This window comes from Pseudomonas sp. 4CAES_32.4, assembly GCF_058136335.1.
The window spans coordinates 5299484-5314815 of sequence record NZ_CM176882.1 but is presented as its reverse complement, the minus strand read 5'-3'; the positions used below and the strand labels follow the sequence as shown (position 1 = coordinate 5314815).

Annotated in this window: 16 protein-coding genes; 5 read left to right on the top strand and 11 right to left on the bottom strand. The window is 59.3% G+C overall.

The annotated features are described in order from the left end of the window. Positions 1-66: 66 nt before the first annotated feature. Complete coding sequence (locus AC3Y64_RS23905) at positions 67-1692, top strand: methyl-accepting chemotaxis protein (RefSeq protein ID WP_489985463.1); 1626 nt, start codon at positions 67-69, stop codon at positions 1690-1692. A gap of 177 nt (positions 1693-1869) precedes the next feature. Here AC3Y64_RS23905 and AC3Y64_RS23900 read toward each other — a convergent pair whose 3' ends face one another. The 4 genes from AC3Y64_RS23900 to AC3Y64_RS23885 all read right to left on the bottom strand — a co-directional run bounded on the left by AC3Y64_RS23900 (position 1870) and on the right by AC3Y64_RS23885 (position 4607). Then, positions 1870-3168, bottom strand: coding sequence for an NAD(P)/FAD-dependent oxidoreductase (locus AC3Y64_RS23900; protein ID WP_489985462.1), 1299 nt, complete (start codon positions 3166-3168; stop codon positions 1870-1872). 63 nt (positions 3169-3231) lie between these two features. Continuing rightward, on the bottom strand, positions 3232-3405 hold the full coding sequence (locus AC3Y64_RS23895; protein WP_007909875.1) for a DUF3094 domain-containing protein: 174 nt from the start codon (positions 3403-3405) through the stop codon (positions 3232-3234). A gap of 51 nt (positions 3406-3456) precedes the next feature. Next, positions 3457-3984 (bottom strand): MOSC domain-containing protein, encoded by a 528-nt coding sequence (locus tag AC3Y64_RS23890; RefSeq protein WP_489985461.1) that lies wholly within the window; start codon positions 3982-3984, stop codon positions 3457-3459. Next, a complete protein-coding gene (locus tag AC3Y64_RS23885; protein ID WP_008078503.1) occupies positions 3981-4607 on the bottom strand; it encodes a DUF1780 domain-containing protein in 627 nt (208 codons plus the stop codon). Before AC3Y64_RS23885 ends, AC3Y64_RS23890 begins: the two co-directional genes overlap by 4 nt. Before the next feature lie 176 nt (positions 4608-4783). On the opposite strand from AC3Y64_RS23885, the gene AC3Y64_RS23880 reads away from it, so the two are divergent. Both AC3Y64_RS23880 and AC3Y64_RS23875 read left to right on the top strand, forming a co-directional pair. Continuing rightward, complete coding sequence (locus tag AC3Y64_RS23880; protein WP_489985460.1) at positions 4784-5473, top strand: energy-coupling factor ABC transporter permease; 690 nt, start codon at positions 4784-4786, stop codon at positions 5471-5473. A gap of 65 nt (positions 5474-5538) precedes the next feature. Then, entirely contained in the window at positions 5539-5754 is a 216-nt protein-coding gene (locus AC3Y64_RS23875; protein ID WP_007959584.1) for a hypothetical protein, read from the top strand. A gap of 6 nt (positions 5755-5760) precedes the next feature. On the opposite strand, the gene yacG is transcribed toward AC3Y64_RS23875, so the two are convergent. The 5 genes from yacG to pilB are packed head-to-tail and all read right to left on the bottom strand — an operon-like array spanning position 5761 to position 10372. Further along, the gene (gene yacG / locus AC3Y64_RS23870; protein ID WP_064392456.1) at positions 5761-5961 is read right to left on the bottom strand and encodes a DNA gyrase inhibitor YacG; all 201 of its coding nucleotides are present in this window, start codon (positions 5959-5961) and stop codon (positions 5761-5763) included. Further along, positions 5958-6581 carry a dephospho-CoA kinase gene (gene coaE / locus AC3Y64_RS23865; RefSeq protein WP_095121774.1) on the bottom strand — a complete coding sequence of 208 codons (624 nt, stop codon included), beginning with the start codon at positions 6579-6581 and terminating at the stop codon, positions 5958-5960. The genes yacG and coaE overlap by 4 nt, the downstream gene beginning before the upstream one ends. Continuing rightward, positions 6578-7450: a prepilin peptidase gene (locus AC3Y64_RS23860; RefSeq protein WP_489985459.1), complete on the bottom strand. Its 873-nt coding sequence runs from the start codon at positions 7448-7450 to the stop codon at positions 6578-6580. The genes coaE and AC3Y64_RS23860 overlap by 4 nt, the downstream gene beginning before the upstream one ends. A gap of 1 nt (position 7451) precedes the next feature. Then, complete coding sequence (locus tag AC3Y64_RS23855) at positions 7452-8669, bottom strand: type II secretion system F family protein (RefSeq protein WP_489985458.1); 1218 nt, start codon at positions 8667-8669, stop codon at positions 7452-7454. 2 nt (positions 8670-8671) lie between these two features. Further along, complete coding sequence (pilB, locus tag AC3Y64_RS23850; protein WP_489985457.1) at positions 8672-10372, bottom strand: type IV-A pilus assembly ATPase PilB; 1701 nt, start codon at positions 10370-10372, stop codon at positions 8672-8674. A gap of 226 nt (positions 10373-10598) precedes the next feature. Here pilB and AC3Y64_RS23845 point away from each other — a divergent pair, with 226 nt between their 5' ends. After that, positions 10599-11021: a pilin gene (locus tag AC3Y64_RS23845; RefSeq protein WP_489985456.1), complete on the top strand. Its 423-nt coding sequence runs from the start codon at positions 10599-10601 to the stop codon at positions 11019-11021. A gap of 296 nt (positions 11022-11317) precedes the next feature. Next, entirely contained in the window at positions 11318-11671 is a 354-nt protein-coding gene (locus AC3Y64_RS23840) for a BON domain-containing protein (protein ID WP_489985455.1), read from the top strand. 287 nt (positions 11672-11958) lie between these two features. Here the strand turns inward: AC3Y64_RS23840 and AC3Y64_RS23835 are convergent, their stop codons facing one another. Together AC3Y64_RS23835 and AC3Y64_RS23830 are read right to left on the bottom strand one after the other, a co-directional pair. Next, a complete protein-coding gene (locus AC3Y64_RS23835; protein WP_489985454.1) occupies positions 11959-12255 on the bottom strand; it encodes a DUF2845 domain-containing protein in 297 nt (98 codons plus the stop codon). Then, positions 12255-15206, bottom strand: a complete 2952-nt coding sequence (locus AC3Y64_RS23830; RefSeq protein ID WP_489985453.1) for a DUF748 domain-containing protein — start codon at positions 15204-15206, stop codon at positions 12255-12257. Before AC3Y64_RS23830 ends, AC3Y64_RS23835 begins: the two co-directional genes overlap by 1 nt. Positions 15207-15332: the final 126 nt, after the last annotated feature.

The window sequence follows — 15332 nt, the reverse complement described above, 5'->3', positions numbered from 1 at the left end:
AACACGAGGGGACTGCCATGGCTTCGCCCCTTGAATCTGGCCAATACAAGAATAAGGGCGTGCGTCATGTTGCTTCGTCAGTTGAATATTGCTCCCCGGGCTGCCCTGGGATTCGCCCTGATCGCGGTGTTGGTCGCTTTGCTCGGCGTGTTTGCGCTCGGGCAGATGTCGAGCATCCGCGACAGTGAGGTCGCGGTCGAAAATCAGTGGTTGCCGAGTATTCGTGGCGGCGACGAGATCCGCGAGATCATGCTACGTATCCGCACCATCTCGCTGCGCATGGCGCTGGATCAGGATCCGAACAACATCGCCACCTACCGCAGCCAGATGGACACCCGCGACAAAGAGCTGAGCGAGAAAATCGCCACCTACGACAAACTGGTCACCACCCCGGAAGGCCAGCAGCTCTACGACCAGTTCAAAAAAACTTTCGCGGCCTATCGCAGCGGTATCGCTCAATCCTTCACCCTCGCCGAGCAAGGCAAGCGAGATGAGCTGACCAAATTGTTGCTGGTCGACATGAAAACCGTCGTCGATGGTTCCGGCAAGCAACTCAATGACCTGGCGGACCTGTTCACCAAACAGGTGGCCGCTGAAAGCCAGAAATCCGCCGATCATTACCAGACGTCGCGCACCATCGTCAGCCTGTTCATTGCATTGGCGGCATTGGCCACGGTGGCGTTGGCGATGTTGCTGACGCGCAGTATCGTTCGTCCGCTGAGCAGCGCAGTGAGCGCCGCTGAAAGCGTGGCGCAGGGCGATCTGACCCGCCCAATCGAAACCCATGGCAACGATGAAGTCAGCCGCTTGCTCAAGGCCCTGGCGACCATGCAGCAGAATTTGCGGGAAACGCTGCAAGGCATCAGCGCCTCGGCCACGCAACTGACCACCGCCGCCGACGAACTCAACGCGGTGACGCTCGACAGCACGCAGGGCCTGCAACAGCAGAACAACGAAATCGAACAAGCGGCCACCGCCGTCAACGAGATGACCACGGCGGTGGAAGAGGTTGCACGCAATGCGGTATCGACCTCGGACGCCACGCGGCAGTCCAGCGAGTCAGCGCATGTGGGTCAGGAACGCGTCAGCGAAACCGCCAGTGCCATCAGCGCGCTGAGCAATGATGTGCAGCACACCGGCGAACTGGTGCAGTCACTGGCGAACCAGTCGCAGGACATTGGCAAAGTACTCGATGTGATCCGCGCGATTGCCGAGCAGACCAACCTGCTGGCACTCAACGCGGCGATCGAAGCGGCGCGGGCGGGGGAGAGCGGCAGAGGCTTCGCCGTGGTGGCCGATGAGGTGCGAGCGCTGGCTTATCGCACTCAGCAATCGACCCAGGAGATCGAACAGATGGTGCAAGGCATGCGCAGCGGTTCGAGCCTGGCACTGGATTCGATGCAGGCCAGTGCTTCGCGTGCTGCCAGTACCTTGGTGCTCGCTGAACGTGCGGGAGAAGCGTTGCTGACCATAACGGCGTCGGTGCACGAAATTCACGAGCGTAATCTGGTGATCGCCAGCGCGGCGGAAGAACAGGCGCAAGTCGCGCGTGAGGTGGATCGTAATCTGGTGAATATTCGCGATCTGTCGGTGCGGTCGGCGGCGGGTGCCGACCAGACCAGCGCATCGAGCCATGAACTGTCACAACTGGCCAACGCGCTGCAGGGCATGGTGCGGCGCTTCCAGCTCTGATAAATGGAGATCCATTGTAGGAGTGAGCCTGCTCGCGATAGCGGTGGTTTGGTCACTGACGATGTGACTGACAGAACGCTATCGCGAGCAGGCTCACTCCTACATTTATTGCGCTTGTCTGCTGATTATGTGGGCAGCACAAAAAACTGTGGGAGCAGCTCCCACAGTTTTTTTGTTTTAGTGCAGTTTCAGGCGTGGCTCGGTGCCGCGACCAATCTTGCTACCGAGCATCAGCATCGCCGTGCGGAACGGTCCGTACAGCGCCATCTGGTGCATGCGGTACAGCGACACGTAAAACATCCGCGCCAGCCAGCCTTCGAGCATGACGCTGCCGGTGAGGTTGCCCATCAAGTTACCCACAGCCGAAAAACGCGACAGCGAGATCAGCGAGCCGTAGTCGGTGTACTTGTACTCCGGCAGGGTCTTGCCTTCGATGCGCAGTTTCAGCGACTTGGCCAGCAACGACGCCTGTTGATGCGCCGCTTGTGCACGCGGCGGCACGTTGCGATCGGTGCCCGGTTGCGGGCAGGCGGCGCAGTCACCGAAGGCGAAGATGTTTTCATCGCGGGTGGTTTGCAGCGTCGGCAACACTTGCAGTTGATTGATGCGGTTGGTTTCCAGGCCATCGATGTCCTTGAGGAAACCCGGCGCCCGAATACCGGCGGCCCAGACTTTCAGGCTGGCCTTGATCACGTTGCCATCGGCGGTGATCAGGCTGTCGGCGGTGACTTCGCTGACCGACGCGTTGGTCATCACATTGACCCCGAGTTTTTCCAGAGTCTTGTGCACCGGCCCGCTGATGCGTTCAGGCAGGGCAGGCAACACCCTAGGCCCGGCTTCGATCAGGGTGATGTGCATGTTTTCCGGTTTGATCCGGTCCAGACCATACGCCGCCAATTCGTGCGCGGCGTTGTGCAGCTCTGCCGCCAGCTCAACGCCAGTGGCGCCCGCGCCGACGATGGCCACGCTGATCTGCTCGACCACATCGGTTTGCCCGGCGTGTGCACGCAGATAGTGATTCAGCAGTTGCTGGTGGAAGCGCTCGGCCTGTTTGCGGGTGTCGAGGAACAGGCAGTGCTGCGCCGCGCCCTGAGTGCCGAAGTCGTTGGTGGTGCTGCCGACGCTGATCACCAGCGAGTCGTATTGCACTTCGCGCGCCGGCACCAGTTCTACGCCGTTTTCGTCGTAGGTGGCCGCCAGCTGGATTTTCTTCTGCGCGCGATCGAGCCCGCTCATGCGCCCCAGCTGGAACTCGAAGTGGTTCCATTTCGCCTGGGCAACATAGTTGAGTTCGTCTTCGGAGGAGTTCAGCGATCCGGCGGCCACTTCGTGCAGCAAAGGCTTCCAGATGTGCGTCAGGTTGGCGTCGACCAGCATCACGCTGGCGGTGCCACGCTTGCCCAGAGTCTTACCCAGACGGGTAGCCAACTCCAGACCGCCGGCGCCGCCGCCGACAATAACAATACGATGGGACATAGGGATAACTCGCAAGGTTTTTAAAGGAAATCGGTGCGGTTACCCAAGCGAGCGCCAAGCTGCTCATAGCGTCAGGTAACTGATAAATCGGCTCAACAGGCCCAGACCAATGGTCACTGCCAGCACCAGCACCAGGAGCATCCACGGCCGGAATGGCCGGCGCTCGACACGGTGTTGGGACAATTGCAGGTACTCTTCGACATGTTTCTGGTCTTCGGGGTTCAGGCGGCTGGTCATATTTGCCTCGTCAGGTAGACGTTGCTGAATGGGCAGAAGCTACAGCGGTTTTTATCCGGGGTTGAACGCAGCATAGCCGCTGTCCGGGACCGGTTCGACGCTGACCCTGTCTTCAAGGCGAATGATCCCGCTTTGTAACACCCGCGCGGTGATTCCGCCATGCCCGCGCACCGCTTGAAAGGTGCCGGGGCCAAGGTTGTTTTGCAGGCGTGCGCAGGGCTGACACCAGCCCGTGGTCTCGAATATTGCCTGACCGATGCGAAAACGCCGACCCTTCAGGCTAAACAAATTGATACCGCTGATAACGAGATTGCGCCGCAGATCTTCAGGCTCGACCGGTTGATCGTCCGGACGCCCCATCAAGGCGTTGATAACGGCCAGATGTTCCCACTGGATCAGCGTCACCTGCCGCGCATTGCGCACACCGGGGCGCGCATGATCGCCGGTCAGCCCCGCCTCGAGTCGTGCCTCGACGGCATCCAGCTCGATCATCGGCCCACGGGATTCCGGGCGCACGCCGATCCAGCGCACACGCCCGGTCTGCGGCACATCGGCGATCAACTGCTGAAGCGGCGTCACAGGCTGATCCCGACGTCGAAGACGATGCTGCGGCCGAGGTTGCTGCGCAGAAAATCCGGGGCATCCGGGTGGGCGAACAGCACGCGGGCGAAGGTCGGGCCGACGAGGGACAGCGAGCGCCAGCCCTGACGCAAATATTCAGTGGGCGGCGGGAAGTGACTGTTCAGATCCAGCACTTCGCGCTTGAGGCTGGCGAAGGCGATGATGTCCAGCTCGCCGAGATCCATGCCGCGTTCTTTGTAGTTGTGGGCTTTTTTGCGCAAGGTCGGTGCCAGTCGCATCAGGAACTCATTGGCGGGGATCCGCTTGGGCTTGGCTTCGCGGCGCACCAGTTGGCTGAGCGAGAAGGCACTGCGCCGGCGTTGCAGTTCATCGCGCCATTCGTCATTCAGCCTGCGGCCTTCGTCGAGGACGAAAAACACTTCGAAATTGGCATCGCGAAACAATACGTCCGGCGGCTCGCCGGCAGGGGCGAATTCGTCGGCGCGATAGGGAATGTTCAGGCCTTGCAGCAGGCGCTGGCAGACCCAACGCTCACGCTCCCATTTGCGGGCATTGGACAGGAACGCGTTGGCTTGCTCGGCCGCGATGGTCAGCAGGCGTAAATAATCTGAGTCATCCATAGGCCCAAGCTTAGCGTTCAAATGCGACAAGCAGAAAGCTTTGCTTGAACCGCCCGTTTACCTTGCCCTTGTAGGAGCTGCCGAAGGCTGCGATCTTTTGACTGTAAAAAGAACAAGATCAAAAGATCGCAGCCTGCGGCAGCTCCTACGAGGGATGTGCGCAGAAGGTGAGGGACATGATCGGAGCTGAACTGCTTTCGACAACAAGCCTGACGCTCGGCTGGCTGATTTACCTGCCGGTGCTGCTGTGGGCGCTCGCGCGTGCGTCGTGGGTCGAGTTGTTCAGCGACAGCCGTCGCCAGCATTTGCTGTTCGGCACGGTGTTCGCGTTGTTTCTGCTGTGGCTGGTGCGCAGGGATTTCGACACCGGGGTGTCTTATCACTTCATTGGCATGACGGCGGTGACCTTGCTGCTGGACTGGCCACTGGCGATTATTGGCGGGCTCGTCGCGCAAATTGGCCTGGTGATGCTCGGGCGCCAGGATCTTGCGGCGCTTGGGGTCAACGGTTCGCTGTTTATTCTGCTGCCGGTGTTGATCACCGAGTGCGTAGCAATCCTCGTCGAGCGCGCTCAGCCGCGAAATCCATTCGTCTACATCTTCTGTTCCGGGTTTCTGGCGGCCGCGTTGTCGGCATTGCTTTGCCTGCTATTGAGCCTGACGCTGCTGTGGTACGACGGCCTCTTCGCCATGCCCGAGTGGCTGGAAGATTTCATCGGCTACCTGTGGCTGATCATTTTTCCCGAGGCGTTCATCAACGGCATGATCATCAGTGCGCTGGTGGTGTTCAGCCCGGAATGGCTGGAGACCTTTAACCGCACCCGTTACCTTTCGGCGCCGTGGAAGGACGACGATCCGAAGCCTTGATCCACATCAAACCGGCCACGCGCAGGACATTTCATGCTCACGCAAATCCTTTCAGGAGCAGCGGCATGAGTGTGTACGAATGGGCGAGGCAGGAAACCCGGCAGAGTCTGGAGATGGCGCAGGAGGTGGGATTTGATCCCGGTTTGAGTTTGCGCGCCTTGCTCAGTGCCGTGGTGCAGCAGAGCAAGGCGGTGCGCAACGCCGAAGACCTGGCCGATGAGTTGCGCTTTCTTGCGGAAAACCTCGACGACGATCAGGACTACGGCTTTATGCGGCCCTGAGCGGGATCAGTGGCGCGGATCGAAGTCGCCGGAGAACAATTCGTCCTCAGCGTCCGGTGCGACCGGAATCTTGTGTTCTTCCGAGGCCCAGGCGCCGAGGTCGATCAGTTTGCAGCGATCGGAACAGAACGGACGAAACTTGTTTTCAGGGGTGAATTCAACGGGCGCGCCGCAGGTTGGGCATTCAACGGTTGGGGTCTGGCTCATGCTTGGCCTCCGGATAAAGTCAGGTAAAAGTGATGCAGACGCTCGACTTCGCTGTGCAGCCAGGCGAGGTCGCGGTCGTTGACCACCACGTCGTCGGCACGGCTCACGCGGTCTTCACGGCTCGACTGGGCCTTGAGGATCGCCTGAACCTGCTGTTCGCTGGTCTGGTCACGCTGCAGGGTGCGTTCGATCTGCAATTGTTGCGGGGCGTCGATGACCAGGATGCGCTGGGTCATCGCGTATTGCCCGGACTCGATCAACAGCGGCGAAACCAGAATCGCGTACGGCGATTTTGCCAGCGCCAGGTGATGAGCGATTTCCTCGGCGATCAACGGATGCAGCAGGGCTTCGAGCCAGCGCCGTTGTTCCGGTACCTCGAAGATCAGCTTGCGCAGCGCCGCACGGTCCAGCGTGCCGTCAGCTTGTAACACGCCGGGGCCGAAATGTTCGGCAATCTTCGCCAGCGCCGGACGGCCCGGTTCGACCACCCAGCGCGCGGCGTGATCGGCATCGACGACATGAATGCCGAGATCGATGAAGTGCTGGGCCGCCGCGCTTTTGCCGCTGCCGATGCCGCCGGTCAGGCCGAGAATCCAGGGTTTTTCCACAGGGGTATTCATTTCAAACCGACAAACTGCCAATAGAAGTCGGTTATTTGACCACCCCAGAGCAAGGCAATCCAGCCGGCAATTGCCAGATAGGGGCCGAAGGGGATCGGCGTCGAGGTTTCCTGCTTGCGCAATCGCAACAGAATCACCCCGATAATCGCGCCGACCAGCGACGACAACAGGATCGTCAGCGGCAAGATCTGCCAGCCACCCCATGCACCGAGCAGCGCCAACAACTTGAAATCACCGTGACCGATGCCGTCCTTGCCGGTCAGTAGCTTGAACAGCCAGAACACCGACCACAGCGCCAGGTAACCGGCCACCGCGCCCCACAGTGCATCGTGCAACGGCACGAAGAGCCCGAAGCTGTTGACGATCAACCCCAGCCACAGCAGCGGCATGACCAGTACATCGGGCAGCAACTGGTGCTCGGTGTCGATCAGGCTCATCGCCAACAAGCCCCAGGTGAGGAAGATCAGCAGACCAGCCGGCCAGCCAAAACCGACATGCCAGGCGATGAAGGCCGACATTAGGCCGCACGCCAATTCGGTCAGCGGATAACGCTTGCTGATCGGTGCGGCGCAGGCCGAGCAGCGCCCGCGTAGCCACAGGTAACTGAGCAGCGGAATGTTTTCCCACGCACGGATCCGGTGCGCGCAGTGCGGGCACTCGGAGTGCGGCAGCACCAGGTTGTAGGTGGGCAGCGGCGTCTCGCCGGGCAGACCGAGTACGTCGTGGGCCTGCTGGCGCCAATCGCGTTCGAGCATTTTCGGCAGGCGCCAGACCAGCACATTGAGGAAGCTGCCGACCACCAGCCCCAGCAGCAACGCGGTGCCGACAAAGGCCAGCGGATACAGGGCAAACAGTTCGTCGATAGGCATGTCAGATCGCTGAGCCGAGTTGGAAGATCGGCAGGTACATGGCCACCACCAGCCCGCCGACGATCACCCCCAGCACGACCATGATGAACGGCTCCATGAGGCTGGTGAGGTTGTCGACCATGTTATCCACTTCTTCCTCGTAGAAGCCTGCGACCTTGTCGAGCATTTCGTCCAGTGCGCCCGACTCCTCGCCAATCGCGGTCATCTGCACGGCCATATTGGGAAACACGCCGGTGCTGCGCATGGAGAAATTCAACTGCATGCCGGTGGAGACGTCCTGGCGTACCCGCAGCACCGCACGCTTGAACACCACATTGCCAGTGGCGCCGGCCACCGAGTCGAGGGCTTCCACCAGCGGTACCCCGGCGGCAAACGTTGTCGACAGGGTTCGCGCGAAACGGGCGACGGCGGATTTATACATCAACGTGCCGACCAACGGCAGTTTCAACAGCCAGGTGTCGCGACGGTCACGCAATTCCTGAGATTTTTTCAGCGCATGGCGGGTGCCGAAAATGGCTACCACCAACACGCCGAGGATCGCCCACCACCACTGCTGCATGAATTCGGAAAGGCTGATCACCATCAGGGTGAAGGCCGGCAGTTCGGCGCCAAAACCGGAGAAAACCGATTGGAATTGCGGCACCACTTTCACCAGCAGGATCCCGGTCACCACGGCCGCCACCAGTATCACCGCAGTCGGGTAGGTCATGGCTTTCTTGATCTTGGCCTTGAGCCGTTCGCTTTTTTCCTTATAGGTCGCGACCCGTTCCAGCAGGGTATCGAGGGCACCGGACTGCTCGCCGGCATCGACCAGGTTGCAATACAACTCGTCGAAATACTGCGGCTTCTTGCGCAGCGCCGTGGCGAAGCTGTTACCAGCGGCGACTTCCTGTTTCACCTCGTCCACCAGTTTGCGCATAGCCGGGTTTTCGAAACCTTCGCCAATGATGTCGAAAGACTGCAGCAGCGGCACGCCGGCCTTCATCATGGTTGCCATCTGCCGGGTGAACAGGGCGATGTCCTGCGCCTTGATGCGTTTGCCGAAACTCAGCAGCGACGCCGATTTCTTGCGCACCTTGCCGGGATTGATTCCCTGTTTGCGTAACTGTGCCTTGACCAGTGCGGGGTTCACTCCGCTCAGTTCCCCGGTGATTTTGCTGCCCTTTCTGTCCGTGCCTTCCCAGGCGTAGACGTTCATTTTCGCTGCCTTGACCGCCATGTTCAGTCCTTGGTGACCCGGTTGATTTCTTCAAGGCTGGTGGTGCCTTGCATGGCCTTGTGCAGCCCGGAGGTGCGCAAGTCGTCGAAGCCGTCGCGACGCATCTGGATATCGATTTCCAGTGAATTGCCTTCGGCCATGATCAGCCGTTGCAGCTCTGCGGTGTTTTTCACCACTTCATAAATCCCCACGCGACCCTTGTATCCACCGTTGCAATGATCGCAACCGACCGGCTCGTAGATCGTGAAATGGCCGATGCGTTCCTCGGGGAAACCTTCCTTGATCAGGGTTTCGCGCGGGATCTCGATCGGCCGTTTGCAATGGCTGCAGAGTTTGCGCGCCAGACGCTGGGCAATGATCAGGCTGACCGAGGTGGCGATGTTGAAACCGGGAATCCCCATATTGTGCAGGCGCGTGAGGGTTTCCGCCGCGCTGTTGGTGTGCAGGGTGGAGAGCACGAGGTGACCGGTCTGCGCGGCTTTGATGGCGATCTCGGCGGTTTCCAGGTCACGGATCTCGCCGACCATGATCACGTCCGGGTCCTGACGCAGAAACGAACGCAACGCCTGGGCGAAGTCGAGGCCCTGTTTGGGATTGACGTTGACCTGGTTGATGCCTTCCATGTTGATCTCGACCGGGTCTTCGGCGGTGGAAATATTGATGTCGACGGTGTTGAGAATGTTCAGGCCGGTGTACAGCGACACGGTTTTACCCGAACCGGTGGGGCCGGTGACCAGAATCATGCCTTGTGGCTGTTTGAGCGCGGCCATGTACAGCTCTTTCTGCGCCGGCTCATAGCCCAGCGCATCGATCCCGATCTGCGCGCTGGACGGGTCGAGGATCCGGATCACCACTTTTTCGCCCCACAGCGTCGGGAGCGTGTTGACCCGGAAATCGATCGACTTGCTTTTCGACAGCCGCATCTTGATCCGCCCGTCCTGGGGTTTGCGCCGTTCCGAGATGTCGAGGCTGGCCATGACTTTCAGGCGCGCGGCGATGCGGCCCGCCAACTGGATCGGCGGTTTGGCCACCTCGCGCAACATGCCGTCAGTACGCACCCGGACCCGGTAGTTTTTTTCGTAAGGCTCGAAGTGCAGGTCGGAAGAGCCGCTTTTGATCGCATCCAGCAGCATCTTGTGGACGAAGCGCACCACCGGTGCATCGTCGGCATCCAGCCCCCCGATGGTGTCCTGTCTGCTGTCGTCGCTGGATTCAACGTCGAGGCCGTCAAGGTCGACGTCGGCCATTTCTTCCAGGCCGGTTGCATGGGTGTCGAAAAACTTTTCGATGGCCTCGGTGAGCTTGTCGTCCTCGACCAGAATCGCTTCCGTACTCAGGCCGGTGCTGAACTGGATGTCGTTGATCGCTTGATGATTGCTCGGGTCGGAGATGCCCACGAACAGTTTGTTGCCGCGTCGCCACAGGGGCAGGGCGTGGTGCTGGCGCACCAGTTTCTCGCTGACCAGTCCCTTGGGCTGGGTTTCCTTGTCCAGGCAATTGAGGTCGAGAAACGCCATGCCGAAGTGTTCCGAGGCGATCTCGGCCACCTGCCAGCCTTTCACCAGTTTGCTTTGCACCAGATAGCTGACCAGCGACTGCCGATTGCGTTGGGCATGTTGCCAGGCTTGCTGGGCGCTTTTTTCCGTGAGCAGTTCGGCCTGCACCAATTGCTTGGCCAGACCGCTCAGAGCGATGTCATTCATGGGGATTCCGCACGCTTGCAGTTCATGACTTATAGCCTAGTCAAGTGACAGCGCCAAACACGGTCGGTGCAGGTGACAAAAAGTGTCAGATAGTGCGGTTGCAGGTTGTAGGAAAAGGCGCGGCTCGCACTCTACACCCCATGCACGGGGCCTTGGAGGCTTTGGCATGGCCTATGCTGCGTCACTTTCAGATCATGAGATTTCGACTCATGCATGGAGCGTGTCTATGAAAAAACAACAAGGTTTTACTCTGATCGAGCTGCTGATCGTTGTGGCGATCATCGGGATTCTGGCGACTATCGCCTTGCCGCAGTACTCCAAGTATCAGGCGCGGTCCAAGGTGACAGCGGGGCTGGCGGAAATCAGCGCGATGAAGGTGCCGTTTGAAGACACCATCAATCAAGGGACGAACCCGACACTCGCTCTCGTCAAAGGCGATGCGGCAACCACCACGTCCAACTGCGCACTGACTGCATCCGGCACGGCAGCTGATGGCGCAGGGAGCATCGTTTGTACGATCGCCAATGCTCCGGCACCTGTGCTGGGTAAAACGATTACGCTGACTCGCTCTGCTGCTACCGGGTGGGCATGTACCACAAACGTTGCGGCGGATTACTCGCCTAAAGGGTGCACTGCAAGCGGTACATAAGCAGCTGCACTGTCAGAAAATGCCCCGCACTTGCGGGGCATTTTTCATTGCGCGCTATTTCACAAAAGCTTCAATAATTTCAGCATCTTAGGAACTTTCCAAAAAACCGCAACTTGCATGCGAATATTTTCCGAGTCATGCATTTTGCATGAATCCGGAATTTCTGATAATTCATAACTTATTGATTTGTAAGTGATTTATGTCTTTGAAAAAGTTGGCACAGCGTTCGCAACTACCTTGGTAACCCTGCTGACAAGTAATCCAGCAGACTTTCCAGAAAAACAGGAGTTACTCGTATGAAGAAGTTCGCTATCACTGCCGCTGCTGCTACCGCGCTGACCCTGACCATGACCGGTGCTTTCGCGCAAACCACCCAAGCTACCCAAGCTCCAATGATGCTGGCTGCCGGCGAAGTGACTGAAGCTAAAGAAGCCACCTCCGATACCTGGATCACCACCAAGGTCAAAGCTGATCTGGTCACCGAAAAAGGCATCCCAGGTACCGATATCAAAGTAGAAACCAACAAAGGCGTTGTGTCGCTGTCGTCGACTACTGCAGTAACTGATTCGCAGAAAGACGTCGCTGTTGCGATCGCCAAGAAAATCAAAGGCGTTAAAGCGGTCTCCGCTGACGGCCTGAAAGCCGAGTAAGGCATGACTTCTCGCCTGGACCGGGAGAAGGCGCGACAGACGGGCCGAGTAATACGTCTGCCGCAACTTTAGAGTTCATGCGAACGGTCACACGGATGTGACCATTACAGGCCCCGCCACTTGTGTCGGGGCCTGTTCTATTTCAGGGAGAAAAGAATCAGATGGCATCACAAAACAACTGTAGGAGTGAGCCTGCTCGCGATAGCGGTCTGCCAGCTAATGAAATTGCTGACTGACACACCGCTATCGCGAGCAGGCTCACTCCTACAGGGGGAATCGGTTTAGGGTCAGTTACCGCGTTTGCTGTTGATCTGCCGCAGGCGATTGCCTTCAAAACGCAGGTACTGGTACATGCCGTTGCTCGGGCCGTAGGTCCATTCCTCGACCTGAAACTCCTCACGCCGATTGGCGCTGCGCTTATAGCCCAGCACGTCGCGGCTGACTGGCTCACCGCACTTCTGCAGCACTTCGCTGGAGCGGTCGCCCAGGCTGATCAACTGGCTGCCGCAACGCAGCGTGTCGGACGCTTCGGCGTGGCCGGCAGCGAGGGTCAGTGTCAGCGCGGCCAGCCAATGTCGCTTCATCATTCGGCATCCAGGTGCATTTGCGTGACCACGCGACCATCGCTCTCGGCCTCGCCAAGGTTGGCGTCGATGAAGTACACGCGGTCGTCGGCCAGTTGGCCTTTATCGACGAGATAATCCTTGATACTGCTGGCACGGTCCTGACCCAACTGGCGCAACAGCACATCACTGCCACTCCAGAAATTGATCACGCCTTCGCGCATCTTCGCCGTGCGTTCTTCCTTGCCCAAGTCCTTCCATTCCGCCGGCGGCTGGGTTTTCAGACGCGTGCGGTAGATGCCTTCGAGCAGCGGGCCTTTCTCGCTGTCCGGCACTTCGATCAGCGACGCTTGAGCCGGTACTTTATCGCCACGACGCTGGAGCATCTTGTAGTAGTTGTACTGGTATTCACGCTCCAGACGCTGTTCGGCGATCAACGGACCGTCACTGCTTTTCGCAGCGGTGCCTTCGATTTCCAGGCGCAATGCCGGACGTTCCTTCAGCGCTTGAGACAGCTTGACCAACGCGGCTTCGGCGTCCTTGTTCAGCTCACTGGAACCCGGCGCGAACGACACGGTGCCGAGGTCTTGCGAACCGCCACCACTGACCAGCCCACCGATCAATTTGAACGGGGCGGCAGCGGCTTTGACGATCAGGTTGCGCAGGGTTTGCCAGACAATCGGCATCACACTGAACTGCGGATTGTTCAGGTCGCCGGTCACCGGCAACTCAATGGAGATCTTGCCGTCGACGTCCTTGAGCAAGGCAATCGCCAGTTTCAGCGGCAGGCTCACGGCATCCGGGCTATCGACTTTCTCGCCCAGTTGCAGTTGCTCGACCACCACTTTGTTCTCGGCCTTCAACTGGCCTTTGGTGATCAGGTAATGCAGGTCGAGGTTGAGGCGGCCCTTGCGAATGCGGTAACCGGCGAACTTGCCGGAGTAGGGCGTCAGCGTGGTCAGTTCGACGCGTTTGAAACTGGTGGCGATGTCGAGGCTCGCCATTGGGTCGAACGGATTGACCGCGCCCTTGATGGTCACTGGCGCATAACGGTCAACCTTGCCCTTGATGTCGACACTGGCCGGTTTCGCCTGGCGGCTGTCGATGGTGCCGATCTGACCGTTGAGTTGCTGCACCGCAGTAGCGAAGTTCGGCGTCAGGCTGAAGTCGGCGAAATTGGCCGAGCCGTCGTTAATGGCGATGCCACCGATGTGAATGCCCAGCGGTTTGTCTTTGCTGGCCGGTTTGGTCGCCGTGGTTTTCGCACCGCTGTCGGCGGGTTGCGGAATCAGCAAGTCGTCGATGTTAGTGGTGCGATCATCGTTGATCATGAATCGCGCATACGGCTGGAACAGGTTGACCTTGTCAATCGACAGGCTGTCGCCGTGTTGATAGTTCAGGCCTTCGACGACGACCTGCTGCCACTTGAGGAAGTCGCGGGTTTTCAGGGTGTCGAGGGTGTGCAATTGATCGATCTGCGCCCGCCCGGTGACGCTGAGCGCCAGCGGTTCGGTGCTCTTGAGATTGACCTTCAAGTCACTGCCGAGCATGCCGCTGCGCAGTTCCAGGCGAATGAACGGGTTGATGTAGGACTGGGCGACACGCAGGTCGATGTCTTGGGTTTTGACGTTGAGCTGGGCATTGACCGGGGCCAGATTGACCGTGCCGTCGGCGCTGATCTTGCCTTGTTTGCCCAGCCCGCTGTCGAGCTTGAGCTTGAAGGGCGAGCCGTTGAGGCTGTCGAAATCCTGCAGGTCGACGTTCAGCGGGGTGATGTCCAGCGCCACCGGCGGATTCGCCGAACGGTCCGCCAAATGCACGGTGTAATTGCGCAGTTGGACATCTTTGAGCAGCACTTGCCACGGTTTGCTCGGGGCGTTCGGTTCGGCTTTCGGCGAGTCTGCGGCTGCCGGTGTGCTGGCCGGTTCAGCGGCGGCTTTGGCCGCAGGTTTCGACGGCTGGCTGGCGAACAGCTTCTGCCAATCGAGTTGGCCGTCGGCCTCAAGTCCTGCCCAGGTTTCCAGTTTCTGGCTGCGGATCTTGCCGACCACGACTTGCTGTTTGGCCAGATCGACGCTGGTTTCGCTGACGTCCAGACGTTCGAGTTTCGCCAGTGGGCGTCCATCCGGGGCCTTGATGGCGAATGGCGCGATGCTGACGGCGACGTTATTGAGCAGCAGCTCGGTTTCTTTCGACAGATTGAGTTTGTATTCGGTGCTGAGGCTGATCACGCCGTCTTCGAGCACCAACGGCACGGAGTCACGCACGTAGGGCCAGAAGGCTTTCATCTTGCCGTCGGTGACTTTCAGGGTGCCTTCGGAGGTGAACGGGATCAGGCTGAAATTACCGGCCCAGTCGATTCGCCCACCTTGCGGGCCGATGGCGACCAAGGTCATGTCGGCGCTGTCTTCGGGCAGGGTGCTGAGATTTTTCAGCTCAAAATTCAGATCGTCGTAGAGGAATTCGATGGGTTCGCTTGGGCGCACATCCTGAAAATGCACGACGCCGCCGGCCAGTTTGATGTTGTCGATGCGCAGCGGAAACGGTTTGGCGTTCGGGTCTACGGGAGTGGGTTCGCTGGCCGGCACATTGAACAGGCTCAGCAGGTTGAGCTTGCCGTCTTTGGCGAAGAGGATTTCGCTCTTCGATTTATCCAGTTCGATGTTGGCCAGATGAAGGGCTTTGGTCCACAGGCTGTCGATTTGCAGGTCGGCGTACAGGCGTTCGAAACCGACCTGTTCCTTGCCCGGCTCGCCGATGACCAGGCCCCACAGGGTGACTTCAAGGCTGAACGGGTTGAGTTCGATGCGCTGGATATGCGCAGGCACGGTCGCGTAGTTGGCCAGTTGTTGGTTGGCCACCCGCAGGGCGATGCCCGGCAAAATCAGAAACCCCAGCAGGCTGTAGAGGGCCAGAGCAGTCAACAAGGCGCCAATCGCGCGAATCAATCCTTTGGGCATGTGCGGCTTCATCTGTCTGAATCGGAGTGCCTTGGAGTATGGCACGCGATTCTGGTTCCGAAGTGCCCGGTGTGGGACAGGATTATTCAGATTCTTCTCAAAACACAGAACCCATGTGGGAGCTGGCTTGCCAGCGAT